The following is a 15,108-nucleotide window of genomic DNA, read 5'->3' on the forward strand; positions in this document are numbered from 1 at the left end:
TCAAGCGGCCGCCTCGACCCGTCGGAGGCATGTGCGCGAGGCCGGGTCGTCCGCGCTCCACACCTCGTCGCCGACGCGAAAGGCGTCCGGTTACTGAAGCCGGACCCGCGAGCAACCCGCGGCGCCCCGCAGCCTTCGTGGGTCAGACTTCAGTCTGACGGGGTTCTTCGAATCGAAGCGAAAGGCGTCCGGCTTGAAGCCGGACCCACAGGCGACCCAGACGCTCGCGTTCCGGGTAGGTCGGACTTCAGTCTGACGGGGTTCGTGGACGGACGCGGAAAGGCGGCCCGAGGGCCGCCCTTCGCCGGTCGCTGCCGAAGCCCGGATCAGTAGACGTCGTGCTGCGTGTTGTAGACGTTGAACTTGCCGGTCGGCGTGATGAGCTTCGGGTTCCTGATCACCTTCTTGAGCTTGAGCGTCTTGTCGTCGACGACGACGAGCGCCGACTCCTGGTTCTTCGCGCTCCAGACCGAGAACCACACCTCGTCGCCCGCCTTGTTGTACTCCGGCTGCACGACGCGCTTCGCGCCCTCGCCCACGCCCGACCACTCGGCGATCGGCAGCACCTTGAAGCCGGCCTTCAGGTCCTTCGTGTCGAACACCGCGATCGAGCCCGCGATCTTGGGATCCGGGTGCAGCGGCGTGTCGACCCACAGGTTGCGCGACTTCGGGTGCGTCTTGATGAACAGATTGCCGCCGCCCTGCGCGTCGATCGTCTCGCAGACCTTCCACGCGTTCTTCGGGTGCTTGACCGGATCGGTGCCGATCAGCGAGATCTTCTCGCTGCCGAGGTGCCCGGTCGCCCAGACCGGTCCGCAGACCGGGTGCACGAAGTTCGCGCCGCGGCCGGGGTGCGGGATCTTGTCCACGTCGACGATCGCGGTGCGCTTGCCGTCCTTCGTGTCGACGATGGCGATCTTGTTCGACTGGTTCGCCGCCATCAGCACGTAGCGCTTGGTCGAGTCGTAGCCGCCGTCGTGCAGGTACTGGGCGGTCGGAATCTCCTTGATGGCGAGGTTGTCGAGATCCCGGTAGTTGACCAGCAGCACCTTGCCCGTCTCCTTCACGTTGACGACGAACTCGGGCTTGTAGTGCGAACCGACGATCGCGGCGACCCGCGGCTCGGGGTGGTACTCCTGCGTGTCCACGGTCATGCCGCGCGTGCCGACGATCTTCAGCGGCTCGAGCGTGTCGCCGTTCATGATCACGAACTGCGGGGGCCAGTAGCTGCCGGCGATCGCGTACTTGTCCTCCCAGCCCTTCGCCTTCGACGTCTCGACCGAACGCGCCTCGAGGCCGGTGCGGATCTCGGCGACCGTGTCGGGCTTCTCCATCCACAGGTCGATCATGTTGACCTTCCCGTCGCGCCCGATCACGAACAGATAGCGGCCGGAAGCCGACATGCGCGAGATGTGCACCGCGTAGCCGGTCTTGACGATGTTGATGATCTCCTTGGTGTCGCCGTCGATCAGCGCGATCTCGCCGGTGTCGCGCAGCGTCACCGAGAAGATGTTGTCGAGGTTGTACTTGTTCAGTTTCTTCTTCGGCCGCTTCTCCGGCGGGACGACGACCTTCCAGGTCGCCTTCATCTCCTTCAGGCCGAACTCGGGCGGTTGCGGAGGCGTCTGCTGGACGTAGCGCGCCATCAGGTCGACCTCGGCGTCCGAGAGCTCGCCGGAGGTGCCCCAGTTCGGCATGCCGGCGGGCGAGCCGTACTTGATGAACACCTTCAGGTACTCGCTGCCCTTGTCGATCGTGATGTCGGGCGTCAGCGCCTTGCCGGTCGCCCCCTTGCGGAGCACGCCGTGGCAACCCGCGCAGCGTTCGAAGTAGATCTGCCGCGCCTTGTCGAACTCGGGTTTCGACATCGGAGGCGCCTTCGGATTGATGTCCTGGTACATCTCCACCGCGCCGAGCGGCGAGCTGCCCGCCTGGTATGCGGTCTCGGGAGCGGTCAGTTCCTTGTGCGGTGACGTCGGTTGCGCCTGTTGCGCCGATGCGCCGCCGGCCGCGAACGCCACCGCCGCCATCGCCAGCGCCAGCGAGTGGGTCCAGCCTCTGTTGCTCGAAGTCATGATGCCTCGTGGAATCGTCGCCGCGGCAGGCAAGCCTCGCGATCGAGGGCCGCGGCGGGGAGTCTCCATGACGCGCGCAGGGTCGGCCTTGATGCCTGTCAAACGTTCCAAGTGCAGCCGTCGAACGCATCGCGCGACCACGGCGAGGAACCGTCCGGACGGCCGTCGGCCGCCGACGCGCGGCAAAGCAACGCCGACAGGGGCGCGAGGCCCCCGTCGAACGGTCGCGGCCGGAGCGGCGTCGCTCCGGCCCGGACAGGCTACTTCGCCGCGGTGATGTCCGCCTTCGCGTCGATGCCGAGCGTGTAGCCGAGCGAGACGTGGTGAAAGCGTCCCGCCGCGTAGTCGTCGTGGATCGCGAAACCGAAATTGTAGGTCTTGCCGGGCACGAGCGCGATGTCGCCCTTGCCGCCGCCGGCGAGCTTGCGCGTGAGCACGACCGTCCAGGTGTCGCCGTCCTTCTTGCCTTCCGCGGACACGAGCGCGGATCCGCCCTCCATGACCCGGGCCTCGGCGACGTAGCCGTCGGCCGGCTTGCCCTTGCTCTTCCACTGCAGGAGGTCGTAGTACTTGCCGCTCGCGAGACTTCCGTCCTTCACGTACTTGGTCTTCCTGTCGTCCTTCGCGCCCGGCATCGTGCGCGAATCCTCGTGGCAGGCCATCCAGCAGCCGGCGAGGTTCGCCATCTCGACCTTGTGGTCGTCGAGCATCAGCGCGAGCTTCACCTGGTTCTCGGCGTCCATCTTCGCGCCGCCGGCCGAAGGCGGCTGCTTCCACTGGAAACGCAGGTAGAGGTTCGTCCCGTCGTTCGCGGCCTGCACCGAGACCGGGATCGCCGCGGCCTTGCCCTTCGGGGGCGCGGGCTCGAGCTTCTGGCCGCTCACCATCTTCTTGCCCATGTCCGCGGCCTCGTCGTTGTGGCACGACGCGCAGGTCTCGCCCTTCTTGAGCGCCCGCGCGCCGCCGTGCTCGGTGCCCTTCATGATCCACTCCATCGGCGAGGCGCCCGGATAGAACGCCGTGATCTGCTTCGCCGGCACCTTGCTCCAGTCGGGCGCCGCGGCCTGCGCCGCGCCCGCGGCGGCGAACGCCGCGGCCAGCGCGGCAGCCAACATCGTCTTCCTGCCCATGCTCGTGCTCCTGTCGGTGTCGTGCGCGGAAGGTCGGGCCGGTCAGCCCTCGTCTTCCTCGGTCATGCCCTGCGGCTTGCGATGCGCGATGCCCTTGTGGCAGTCGATGCAGGTCTGCCCGTCCCGCTGCCCCAGTTCGTGCGCCTTCTTCGCGCGCGGCTTCTGCGCCTCGGTGTTCATGCTCTCGAATCCGTGGCAGTTGCGGCACTCGCGCGAGTCCGCCGCCTTCATCCGCTTCCATTCGCTGCGGGCGAGTTCAAGCCGCTTCGCCTCGAACTTCTCCTTCGTGTCGATCGTGCCCATCACCTTGCCGTACAGCTCCTTCGTGGCCTGGACCTTGCGGATCATCTTGTGCGTCCAGTCCCGCGGCACGTGGCAGTCGGCGCACACCGCGCGCACGCCGGTGCGGTTCGAGTAGTGGATCGTCTGCTTGTACTCGGCGTAGACGTTGTCGCGCATCTCGTGGCAGGAGATGCAGAACGTCTCGGTGTTGGTCGCCTCGACGACGGTGTTGAACCCGCCCCAGACGACGATGCCGGCCGCGGTTCCGACGGCGAGGAGCGAGAGCACCGAGATCGTTCGGCTCGGACGGCGCAACCACGTCCAGAGCCGGGAGAGCGCCCCCCCGCCGCCGGAGTCCTCGCCACCGCCCTCGTTGCTGCCTGTCATCGTCGTTCCCCGTCGTGTCGTCGAATCGGCGGCGCCCCGCGTGTCCACCTCGGCCGAAGACCTCCGGCGGTGACGGCCTCGCGGGACGCCGGGGCGCGCGGCGGGGGAGCGCGACCGGGCGCTCCCGCCGTCCGTGCCGCGACTCAGTAGATGTCGTGCTGGGTGTTGTAGACGTTGAACTTGCCGGTCGGCGTGATCATCTTCGGATCGGTGATCACCTTCTTGACCGCCAGCGTCTTGTCGTCGTAGACGACGATCGCCGACTGGTCGGTCTTGCCGCCCCACAGCGAGATCCACACCTCGGTGCCGTCCGCGCTGTACTCGGGGTGCACCGCGCGCCGGATCGCCTTGGTCTCCGGCAGGCCGGAGTCCTTCGCGACGTTGATCACCTTCTTGGGCTTCGACAGGTCGGCCATGTCCCACACGACCACCGATTCGGCGATCTCGCGCTCGGGGTTCTGCGGCGCGTCGGCCCACAGGTGCTTCGACTTCGGGTGCGTCTTCACGAACAGGTTGCCTGCGCCGACGTGCTTGACCTCCTGCACGACCTTCCAGTTGTGCTTCTTGTACTTGGCGTCGGCAGGCTTGTCGGACGGCGTGCTGATCAGCGTGACCACCGCATCGCCCAGATGGCCCGTCGCCCAGACCGGACCGTACTCCGGATGCTTGAAGTTGGCGCCGCGCCCCGGGTGCGGGATCTTCTTCGTGTCGACGAGCGCCGCGAGCTTGCCGGTCTTGGTGTCGACCGCCGCGATCTTGTTCGACGCGTTCGCGGCCACGAGGAAGTAGCGCTTCGAGGCGTCCCAGCCACCGTCGTGCAGGAACTTCGCCGACTCGATCGTCGTGACCTTCAGGTTCTTGATGTCCGAGTAGTCGACGAGCTGGATCTGCCCGGTCTCCTTGATGTTCACGACCCACTCGGGCTTGAGTTCGGAGGACACGATCGACGCGACGCGCGGCTCGGGGTGGTACTCGCCGTCGACCGTCATGCCGCGCGTGGACACGACCTTGATCGGCTCGAGCGTCTTGCCGTCCATGATCACGTACTGCGGCGGCCAGTACGAGCCCGCGATCGCGTACTTGTCCTCGAAACCCCTGAACTTCGAGGTGTCGACCGAGCGCGCGTCGAATCCGATCTTGACCTCGGCGACGACCGCCGGCTTCTCCATCCACAGGTCGATCAGCGACAGGCGGCCGTCGCGGCCGATCACGTAGATGTAGCGGCCCGACTTGGACAGACGCGAGATGTGCACCGCGTACCCGGTCTTGACGATGCTGCGGATCTCCTTGGTGTCGCCGTCGATCAGCGCGACCTCGCCGGTGTCGCGCAGCGTGACCGAGAACACGTTCTTCAGGTTGATGCCGTTCATCTGCTTTTTCGGCCGCTCGGCGACCGGAACGATCACCTTCCACGAGTCCCGCGTCTCCTTCAGGCTGTACTCGGGCGGCACATCCGGGACCTCCTGGATGTAGCGCGCCATCAGCGAGATCTCCTCCTTGGTCAGGATGTCGTCGAAGTTGACCATCCCGCCCTCGGTGCCGAAGGCGATGATCTTCTCGAGCCTCGGAGTGCCGAGCTTGACCGTGCCGCCTTCCTGGGTCGAACCGTCGGCGAGCTTCTTCGACCAGTGCGGCTCGAGGTTCTTGCCCGTCGCGCCCTTGCGCAGCACGCCGTGGCAGCCGGCGCAGCGCTCGAAGTAGATCTTCTTCGCCTGCTCCTTCTCGGCCGCGGTCAGAGCCGCTCCCGCGGCTTGCTGCGCGTATGCCTGCGAAACGGCGAACGGCAACGCGGCGACGGCCGCCGCGCCCAACCACCAGCGAATGCCCATGCCCATCTCCTTCTCCCTGGTCCTAGCGTGTCAGGAACGGAAAACCGCCCATTGCCTGACGTCATTGTGAAAACCGGGACCGGCGGAACCTTGACGTTCATCAAGGGGGTCAGGGGAAACCCTAGGAGCGGGGTGGATACTTGATCTACCTCAGGAAAACCCCAGGTGTTCGCTCGGGTACCCCCGCGGGGGAGCATCAGGCGCAGGCGGGCCACTGCAACATCGGCGGGGCCGGCGTCAGCCGGACGCCTTCTGCTTCGATGCAGCGTTGACCCCGTGGGTCCGGCTTCAGTAACCGGAAGTCGTTCGCTGCTACGCGGCCAACCCCGTCAGACTGGTCTGACCCACGAGGAACACGGGGCGTCGCCGCATCTTCGCGGTCCGACGTCAGACGGAAGTCTGTCCCGGTCCGCCTTCGCGCGCGGGTTCGCGCGACGCCTCGATCAGGCAGCCGATCTGCTGCAGCAGCGGCGCGGGAATCGGCACCTCGCCGGCGAGCGCGGCTTCGACCCACGCCGCAACGGTGGCGGCGTCGCGCGCGGCAGGAAGCGCGGGTGCCGGTTGGGCCGGACCTTCGTCGGCCTCGACGCTTCGCGTGAGTTCGCCGTGCCGGTACATCTCGATGCGCGGGCAATGCAGCGGGTTCGCGTACGGTTCCCCCTCGGTGTCCTCGAGCAGCATCGCGTCGGCGCCGGTCGCCGCGATCATCTCGCGCATGCGCGCCTGGGCGTCCGGGTGCGTCACGCCCACCACGCGCACCCCGCGCCCCCGCCACGGTGCGAGCAGGTGCACGAGCGTGTGCGCGACCGAGCGCAGGCCGAGCCGCGCGCGCAAGCCGACCAGGCGCGCGAGCCCGGGCGCGAGCAGTTCGAGCGGCGCGTAGGCGACGCGCGAATGCACGAGCCGCGACTCGACCTCGCTCGCGGACCGGCAGGACACGATTCCGAGCGCCGCGAAGACCTGCGCGCTGCTGACGACCCCCGCGGAGTCCCCCGACGCGCGCCCCGTCGCGTCCTCGTCGCCGTCCGCGTCGCCCTCGCGGGTGTCCACGCCGTGCACCAGCACCGGCACGCCGTAGCGTGCGAGCAGGAGCGCGAGCAGCGGCGTGAGGTTCGCTCCGCGCCGCGCGCCTCCGTAGCTCGGCAGCACCACCGGCCGAGGCAGTTCGGGAGGAAGGGCGAGCCGCACGACGCGGCCGTCGAGCGCGTCGAGGAAACCGAGCGTCTCCTCGGTGGAGGCACCCCGGACGCGCAGGCCCAGCAGGATCGCGCCGGTCTCGAGTTCGCCGGCTTCGCCGTCGACGAGCGAGGCGAACAGCGCGCCGGCCGCCGCGCGATCGAGCCCGTGCGTTTCGCAGGTACCGCGGCCGAGCGTGCGGATGGCCGCGCGGAGATCGACCGCCATCGCGACCCCCACTACTCGCGCACCCAGATGGTGATTTCGTGGAGCGAGATCTCGCCCGGCACCATGCGCCAGGCGTAGCCGTTCGCGTCGAGGATGCGGAACAGCGGTTTCGGTTCGCAATCGATCACGAGCTTCAGCGTGTCTCCCGGACGAAATCCGTCGATCGTCTCGAGCACGCGCGCGATCGGCTCCGGCGGCTGCATGCCGCGGACATCGAGGATCTCGTGGCGTTGGGTCATGCGCTGTCCCGCTGTCGAGCGACCAGCGCGCATTGAACCGGGCCGGACCGGGCCATCGCCTTGATGCCGGTCAATGGCCGGTCAGGACCGGCGCGTGACGTGCGCGGCGTTCAGGGCGAGGGCGAGCAGGATCACCGCACCCGCCTGATGCAGTGCCGCAAGCGAGAGCGGCACGACGTAGAGCAGCGTCGCGATGCCGAGTCCGATCTGCACCGCGAGCATCGCGAGGGTCAGCGCACCGGCGCGGCTCACGTGCGCACCGAGCCGCGCGTGGCGGAGCTTCCACCACGTCACCGGAACCGCGAAGGCGAGCAGCCATGCGCCGAGACGGTGGTCGAACTGCACGGTCGCCATGTTCCAGACGAAGTTCCGCCACCACGGCTCGAGCATCATGATCTCGGGCGGCACGATGCTGCCGTTCATCAGCGGGAACGTGTTGTACGCGAAACCGGCGCGGATGCCGGCGACGAGCCCGCCCGACAGCGCCATCGCGAACACGAGCAGCGCGGTCCCCGCGCTCCAGCGCCGCGCGCTTCGCGTGCCCTCGTCGTCGCGGCGCACCCGGTCGGGGCGGAGCAGCGACATCGCCACCCAGAGCATCGCGGCGAAGATCAGGAGCGCGAGCCCGAGATGCGCAGTGAGCCGCAGCGGCGACACGCGCGGATCCTCGACCAGTCCGCTCGCGACCATGTACCAGCCCATCGCGCCCTGCAGACCGCCGAGCGCGAAGATGCAGGCGAGCGGCCAGCCGTAGCCCTCCGGGATGCGGCGGCGCAGCAGGAACCCCAGGAACGGCAGCAGGAACGCGACGCCGATCAGCCGACCGAGGAGCCGATGGAAGTATTCCCACCAGAAGATGCCCTTGAACTCGTCCAGGGACATCCCCGCGTTGACCAGCCGGTACTCCGGCGTGAGCTTGTACTTGTCGAAGGTCGCCTGCCACTCCGCGTCGTCGAGCGGCGGCAGCGTCCCCACGATCGGCTGCCACTCGACGATCGACAGGCCCGAATGGGTGAGCCGGGTGACGCCGCCCACCACGACCATCGCGAACACCAGCGCACAGCACGCGAAGAGCCACGCGGCGACCGCGCGGCGCGCATCGCCGGCGCGTGCGCTCGCGCCGCGCGGCGCGGCGGAAAAGGAAGTCGCGTGAGCCACCGCCCGCATTCTACCGCCGCGTCCCGCGCGGTCTTTGACCTGGATCGAACGGCGCCCGGAGGGCCGATATCCGAAGCTTGATGGGTATCAATTACGCCATGCGCGTGCGACCCCGAGAATTCCCGACATCGCCGCACCTGCGCGAGCTTCGTGCGCCGCGGCGTTCAACCAGGGGGCACGACCATGGCCAGCACGAACCACCCGCCGCGCGACAGCGAGGACGAACCCGTCCCCGCGATGCAGCAGATCCTCGACAACCCCTTCCTCCTGCTCTTCATCGGCGTCGCGATGCCCACGGTGCTCTACATCGTGTGGGGCGTGATGGAGATCGTCGGCATCCCCATCGCCAAGTGACCGGCCAGCCCAAGGAGAACGCCGCATGAGCGCCCTCTCGTCCCCCACCGATCCCGTATGGTGGAAACAGCCGCTCGACCGTGTCGAGGGCACCTGGATCGGCATCGCCTTCATCTGGTGCATGGTGATGTTCTTCATGATGCCGTACTGGCACGTGTTCGGTAAGCAGAACCTCAGCAACGAGGCCTACCGCACCACGCCCGAGGCCTACCAGGCGAAGACCCAGGCCATGGTGGACAAGTACACGATCCGCGAGGAGACCGAGCAGAAGATCCCCGTGGTCGCGCCGCCGCCGGGCAGCGACGTCTACCTGATCGCGCGGCTGTGGCAGTGGTGGCCGATGGTCGAGCTCGAGGAGGGCAAGACCTACCGGCTGCACCTCGCGTCGATGGACTGGCTGCACGGATTCTCGCTGCAGCCCGAGAACATCAACGTCCAGGTCCACCCCGGCTACGAACACATCATGACGGTGACGCCCACCCGGGCCGGCACCTATTCGATCATCTGCAACGAGTACTGCGGCATCAACCATCACACGATGGCGAGCCGGCTGTACGTCGTCAAGGCCAAGTGAGGGGATGAACATGGCCGTCAACCGGATGTTCCGCACCTGCCCGTCCAGCGGGCTCGTCTACCACGCGCCGGCGGAGAAGCTCATCCGCTGGAACGCGGTCGCCGCGGTGGTCTCGCTGCTCGTCGGCGGGATCCTCGCGCTGCTGGTCACGCTCACGCGCTGGCCGGCCGTCCACCTGCTGCCGCCGGACTGGTTCTACCTGACGCTGACCGCGCACGGGCTCAACATGCTCGTGTACTGGATCATCTTCTTCGAGATCGCGGTGCTCTACTTCGCCGCCAGCGTGCTGCTCAAGTGCCGGATCGCGACCCCGGGCATCGCCTGGGCCGGATTCTGGCTGATGGTGATCGGCGCGCTGGTGAACAACGTCGCGGTGTTCCGCGGCGACTCGTCGGTGATGTTCACCTCGTACGTGCCGATGGGCGCGCACCCGGCGTTCTACCTCGGCCTCATCCTGTTCGCCGTCGGCGCGCTGATCGCCTGCTTCGTGTTCTTCGGCACGCTCGTGATCGGGCGCGCCGAGCGCACCTACAACGGCTCGGTGCCGCTGGTCACGTTCGGCGCGGTGACGGCCGGGATCATCGCGGTCTTCACGATCGCGTCGGGCGCGATCATCCTGATCCCGACCTTCCTGTGGTCGCTCGGGCTGATCGACCACGTCGACTCGCTGATGTACCGGACCGTGTGGTGGGGCTTCGGCCACAGCTCGCAGCAGATCAACGTGTCCGCGCACGTCGCGGTCTGGTACGCGATCGCCGGCGTGGTCTTCGGCGCGAAGCCGATGTCGGAGAAGGTCTCGCGGGTGGCGTTCTTCCTCTACATCTGCTTCCTGCAGCTCGCGAGCGCCCACCACCTGCTCGCCGACCCCGGTCTCACGTCGAACTGGAAGATCTTCAACACCAGCTACGCGATGTACCTCGCGGTGCTGGCGTCGATGGTGCACGGGCTGACCGTCCCCGGCGCGATCGAGGTCGCCCAGCGCGAGAAGGGCTACAACCGCGGCCTGTTCGAATGGCTGCGCAAGGCGCCGTGGTCGAATCCGAGCTTCTCGGCGATGTTCATGTCGCTGATCGGCTTCGGCTTCCTCGGCGGGATCTCGGGCGTGATGATGGGGACCGAGCAGTTGAACCTCATCATCCACAACACGATCTACGTCCCCGGCCACTTCCACGCCACGGTCGTCGTCGGCACCACGCTCGCGTTCATGGGGCTCACCTACTTCCTGATCCCGACGCTGTTCCGGCGCGAGCTCATGTTCCCGACGCTCGCGAAGTGGCAGCCCTACCTGTTCGGGCTCGGCATGATGGCGTTCACGCTCTTCATGATGGGCGCGGGGACGCTCGGGGTGCCGCGGCGCCACTGGGACATGTCGTTCGCCGGCAACGCGCTCGGCTACGAGTTCCCGGGAACCGCGTACCTGATGATGGGACTCACCGGCATCAGCGGCGTCATCGCGATCGTCGGCGGCGCAGCATACCTCCTTATCACGGTGTGCAGCGTGTTCATCGGCAAGCGCATCGAGACGCCGGACTTCAAGTACGTGCCGGTCAAGGAAGGCCGCGCTCCGGCGCCGGTGCCCGCGCCAGCTCCGGTCGCGCACACCGGCATCGGGACGGCGGGCTTCGTGGCGCCGGGGACCTTCGTCCTCGCGCTGGTGTTCCTGACGGCGTTCATCCTCTACTACTTCGTCAACTGGAAGTACCTGTCCACCGTGTGGCCGATGTCCTGACCACGCGGCTCGCGTCCGCGCGCGGCGGGCGGCCCTCCGCCCCCGCCGCCCGCCCGCGGACCCCCGCGCAAGGACTTCCGCGATGAGCACCACGACACCCGCCCTCTCCCGCGCGCCGCGGTCGATGTCCGGCTGGCGGCTCGTCTTCGACCTGTTCAAGCTCCGCATCGGCGTCGCCATCGGCGCCACGGCGCTCGCCGGCCTCGCGATCGCGCCAGGCGCCGTTTCCGCATGGCGTGCCGCCGCGGTCGTGCTCGCGGTGACGCTCGCCTCGGCCGCCGCCGGCGCGTTCAACCAATACGTCGAGCGGGACATCGACGGCTCGATGCGCCGCACCCGCCATCGCGCGTTCGTCACCGGCCGCCTCGCCGCCGGTCCGTTCTGGCCGTTCGTCATCGGCGTGGTGGCCTCCTCGGGCGTCGCGCTCGCCTGGGTCGCCGCCAACGGTCTCGCGGCGCTCTACACCGCGCTCGGCGCGTTCACCTACGGCGTCGTCTACACCGTGTGGCTCAAGCGCCGGACCGCCTGGAACATCGTGATCGGAGGACTCGCCGGCAGCTTCGCGGTGCTGGCCGGCGCCGCCGCCGTCGCTCCCGGGATCCCCGATCCGGTGACGCTCGCCTTCGCCGTCGTCCTGTTCCTGTGGACGCCCCCGCATTTCTGGAGCCTCGCGATCGCCTACCGCGACGACTACGCGGCGGCGCGCGTGCCGATGCTCCCGGTGGTGGCGGGTGACGCCGCGGCCGCGCGCGCCGTGTTCTCCGGCGCCGCGATGCTCGTGATCGCATCGGTGGTTCCGGGCTTTCTCGGCATGTCCTGGTTCTACGTCGCATGCGCGCTCGCCGGTGGGACGCTCCTCCTCGCGCGTGCCGGACAGCTCGCGCTCGAGCCGACGCGCGCGCGCGCGCTCGCGAGCTTCCACGCCTCGCTCGTGCAACTCTCGTTCCTGATCGTCGCGGCCTGCGCCGATCCGCTGTTCCGTGCCTGACGCTCCCGACCCCAAGGCGCTGAACCGGCTGCTGCTCGCCGCGTTCCTCGGGCTCGTGTTCCTGATCGCCTGGGGCGTGGTGCAGGGACAGGCGCTGCCCGCCGGGACCGCGCTCGACCAGCGCCGGGCGCTCGAGACGAGTCAGCGGGCGATCGGCGGCACCGTCGGCGACCACGTGCTCACGACCTCCGACGGCCGCCGGATCCGCATGTCCGAGTTTCGCGGCCGGCCGCTCGTCGTCTCGTTCATCTACACCGGCTGCTTCCAGGTCTGCCCGGTGACCACCGGCTTCCTCGCGGAGGCGGTGGCCGCGGCGCGCCGCGCGGTCGGCGACGACAGCTTCCGCGTGCTGACCATCGGCTTCAACCTGCCGTTCGATTCGCCGACCGCGATGCGCGAGTTCGCGCGCAAGCACGCGGTGATCGACCCGCGCTGGACCTTCGCCACGCCGACGCCCGAGTCGCTCGATGCCCTCGCGCGCGAGACGGGTTTCCAGTGGGTGTCGACCGGCGGCGGGTTCGACCACCTGACGCAGGCGACGATCCTCGACCGTGACGGCCGCGTCGTGCGCCAGGTCTACGGCGACCGCTTCGAATTGCCGATGTTCGTGGCGCCGATGCGAGCGCTCGTGCTGGGCGACCCGGCGCCGGCGGTCGATCTCGCGAGCCTCGTCGAGCGCGTGCGGGTGCTGTGCACGATCTACGATCCCCGTTCCGGCCGCTACCGTCTCGACTACGGACTCTTCATCGAGCTCTTCACCGGGACCACCATCATCATCGGCACCCTCTGGTACCTGATCGCGGCATCCCGCCGCCGCGACCGCCGCGGTCCGCCCGGTCCGAACCCCGCCTGAGCGCCCGGTGGCGCGTTCTCGCGGTGGCGTGATCTAGATCATTACGCGCGTGCATGCCCTGGGTCACCATCGCGGTGACGCCGTCCATTGGTGCGTCCCCGGCCCGGGCGACATGCCTCCGCCCGCGGCCGGGATCTTCTCGCCTGATTCGACTTCCCCCACGCGATGCTGAGCCTCATCCAACGCTCCGGACAGGCCGTGTTCCTCGCGGTCGAACGGATCTTCAACCGGGCCTTCGGCGAGGCGTCCAACCCGTTCTACCACCTGGGCGCGATCAGCCACTTCCTGCTGTGGATCGTCGTCGCGAGCGGACTCTACCTGTACGTGTTCTTCTCCACCGGCGTCGTCGAAGCCTTCAGTTCGGTCGAGGCGATCACCCACGGACAGCGCTGGGTCGGCGGCATCATGCGAAGCCTGCACCGCTACGCTTCCGGCGGCATGGTGCTGACGATGCTGCTGCACGTCGTCCGCCATTTCACCTTCGACCGCTACCGCGCGTTCCGCTGGTTCTCGTGGGTGTCGGGCGTCGTCCTGCTGTGGCTGGTCTACATCTCGGGCATCAACGGCTACATGCTGCCCTGGGACCGCCTCGCGCAGTTCGTCGTCGTCGCGACGACCGAGTGGCTCGACTGGCTGCCGATCTTCCGCGGAACGCTGGTGCGCAACTTCATCACGCCCGAAGCGGTCAACGACCGGCTCTTCTCACTGCTGTCGTTCCTGCACATCGGGCTGCCGCTCGGCGTGCTGGGGCTCCTGTGGGTGCACACGCAGCGGGTGCCGGGGGCCAAGACCCGCCCGCCGCGCTCGATCGCGATCCCGCTGACGGTCGCCCTCGTCGTCCTGTCGATCGTGCGGCCCGCGGTGTCGCTCCCGCCGGCCGACCTGATGACGGTGCCGACGTCGATCTCGTTCGACTGGTTCTATCTGCCGGCGCTCGCCGCGCACGACGTGTGGGGGCCGGCGCTGGTGTGGGCGGTGGTCATCGGCGCCACGGTGTTCGCGCTCGCGCTGCCGTGGCTGCCGCCGAAGCGCGAATCGAAGGTGATCCGCCACGTCGCGGTGCGTCCGGACAACCGCATCGTTCCCGCGCGGGGCGGCGAATCGCTGCTCGAGGCGCTGCTGCGCGAGTCGATCCCGATGCCCTACGACTGCCGCAGCGGCGGCTGCGGGCAGTGCAAGTGCACGGTCCTGTACGGCGACGTCGAACTCGCCGCGTACCAGTCCGACGTCCTCACCGACGACGAGCGCCGCGCCGGCAAGGTCTTGGCGTGCATCGCCACGCCGACGACCGACGTCGAGATCGAGTATCAGCCGGTCGCGCTCCCCGGCGGCAACGTCCCCCGCGTCTGGCACGCCAAGGTGGCCTCGATCGCGAAGGCGGCGGAGGACGTGATGATCGTCCACCTCGCGGTCGACCGCGGTGAGGAGTTGCACTTCTACGCCGGCCAGTACATCAACGTGCTGCTGCCCGACGGGCAGAAGCGCAGCTTCTCGTTCGCCACGGCGCCGGGCGACGGCCGCCGGATCGAACTGCAGATCCGGCGCGTGCCCGGCGGCCGCTACACGACGCACGTGTTCGAGGAAATGCGCGTCGGCGATCCGGTCGAGTTCGAGGGCCCGCTCGGGTCGTTCTTCCTGCGGGAGAACTCGAAGAAGCCGATCGTGTTCGTCGCGGGCGCGACCGGATTCGCCCCGGTCAAGAGCATGGTCGAGTACGCGTTCGCCAAGGGCATGAAGCGGCCGATGGTGCTCTACTGGGGCACGCGCAAGGCGCGCGACATGTACGCGCGCGAACTGTGCGAGCGCTGGGCGCGCGAGCACGAGAACTTCACGTTCGTGCCGGTGCTCTCCGATCCCGGTCCCGACGATCGCTGGACCGGGCGCACCGGCCTCGTGCACGAGGCGATCCTCGCCGACTATCCGTCGCTCGCCGACCACCAGGTGTACGCCTGCGGCTCGGTCGCGATGGTCGAGGCCGCGCACCCGGCGTTCCGCGCACGCGGCATGGATCCGAACGACTGCTTCTCCGATGCCTTCCGCCTCTCGCCGCATCTCGCGCGCGAGACGCCGGAGGAAGACGCCGTCCGCCTCGGAGGGGCGTGAGCG

13 protein-coding genes are annotated in these 15,108 nt (G+C 68.5%); 6 read left to right on the forward strand and 7 right to left on the reverse strand.

Annotated features, from left to right (window positions below):
* Window positions 1–326: 326 nt before the first annotated feature.
* From HS109_10525 to HS109_10555, 7 genes are all read right to left on the reverse strand, one after another.
* Window positions 327–2,075, reverse strand: coding sequence for a c-type cytochrome (locus HS109_10525; GenBank protein ID MBE7522804.1), 1,749 nt, complete (start codon window positions 2,073–2,075; stop codon window positions 327–329).
* A gap of 260 nt (window positions 2,076–2,335) precedes the next feature.
* Complete coding sequence (locus HS109_10530; protein ID MBE7522805.1) at window positions 2,336–3,190, reverse strand: hypothetical protein; 855 nt, start codon at window positions 3,188–3,190, stop codon at window positions 2,336–2,338.
* A 57-nt stretch (window positions 3,191–3,247) separates the two neighbouring features.
* On the reverse strand, window positions 3,248–3,874 hold the full coding sequence (locus HS109_10535) for a NapC/NirT family cytochrome c (GenBank protein MBE7522806.1): 627 nt from the start codon (window positions 3,872–3,874) through the stop codon (window positions 3,248–3,250).
* 143 nt (window positions 3,875–4,017) lie between these two features.
* Window positions 4,018–5,703: a c-type cytochrome gene (locus tag HS109_10540; protein ID MBE7522807.1), complete on the reverse strand. Its 1,686-nt coding sequence runs from the start codon at window positions 5,701–5,703 to the stop codon at window positions 4,018–4,020.
* 387 nt (window positions 5,704–6,090) lie between these two features.
* The gene (ybiB, locus tag HS109_10545; protein MBE7522808.1) at window positions 6,091–7,107 is read right to left on the reverse strand and encodes a DNA-binding protein YbiB; all 1,017 of its coding nucleotides are present in this window, start codon (window positions 7,105–7,107) and stop codon (window positions 6,091–6,093) included.
* An 11-nt stretch (window positions 7,108–7,118) separates the two neighbouring features.
* Window positions 7,119–7,346 (reverse strand): DUF2249 domain-containing protein, encoded by a 228-nt coding sequence (locus tag HS109_10550; protein ID MBE7522809.1) that lies wholly within the window; start codon window positions 7,344–7,346, stop codon window positions 7,119–7,121.
* A gap of 81 nt (window positions 7,347–7,427) precedes the next feature.
* Window positions 7,428–8,513, reverse strand: coding sequence for a COX15/CtaA family protein (locus HS109_10555; protein MBE7522810.1), 1,086 nt, complete (start codon window positions 8,511–8,513; stop codon window positions 7,428–7,430).
* A 174-nt stretch (window positions 8,514–8,687) separates the two neighbouring features.
* On the opposite strand from HS109_10555, the gene HS109_10560 reads away from it, so the two are divergent.
* The 6 genes from HS109_10560 (at window position 8,688) to HS109_10585 (ending at window position 15,105) form a co-directional block, all read left to right on the forward strand.
* On the forward strand, window positions 8,688–8,858 hold the full coding sequence (locus HS109_10560) for a hypothetical protein (protein ID MBE7522811.1): 171 nt from the start codon (window positions 8,688–8,690) through the stop codon (window positions 8,856–8,858).
* A gap of 25 nt (window positions 8,859–8,883) precedes the next feature.
* Entirely contained in the window at window positions 8,884–9,432 is a 549-nt protein-coding gene (locus HS109_10565; protein ID MBE7522812.1) for a cytochrome C oxidase subunit II, read from the forward strand.
* Window positions 9,433–9,442: 10 nt separating this feature from the next.
* A complete protein-coding gene (locus tag HS109_10570; protein ID MBE7522813.1) occupies window positions 9,443–11,161 on the forward strand; it encodes a cbb3-type cytochrome c oxidase subunit I in 1,719 nt (572 codons plus the stop codon).
* A gap of 124 nt (window positions 11,162–11,285) precedes the next feature.
* Window positions 11,286–12,149 (forward strand): protoheme IX farnesyltransferase, encoded by an 864-nt coding sequence (gene cyoE / locus HS109_10575; GenBank protein ID MBE7522814.1) that lies wholly within the window; start codon window positions 11,286–11,288, stop codon window positions 12,147–12,149.
* The gene (locus HS109_10580) at window positions 12,142–13,002 is read left to right on the forward strand and encodes an SCO family protein (protein ID MBE7522815.1); all 861 of its coding nucleotides are present in this window, start codon (window positions 12,142–12,144) and stop codon (window positions 13,000–13,002) included. Before cyoE ends, HS109_10580 begins: the two co-directional genes overlap by 8 nt.
* Window positions 13,003–13,167: 165 nt before the next feature.
* Entirely contained in the window at window positions 13,168–15,105 is a 1,938-nt protein-coding gene (locus HS109_10585; GenBank protein ID MBE7522816.1) for a cytochrome b N-terminal domain-containing protein, read from the forward strand.
* Window positions 15,106–15,108 lie beyond the last annotated feature (3 nt).

It is taken from the genome of Burkholderiales bacterium (assembly GCA_015075645.1).
Lineage (GTDB): Bacteria > Pseudomonadota > Gammaproteobacteria > Burkholderiales > Casimicrobiaceae > VBCG01.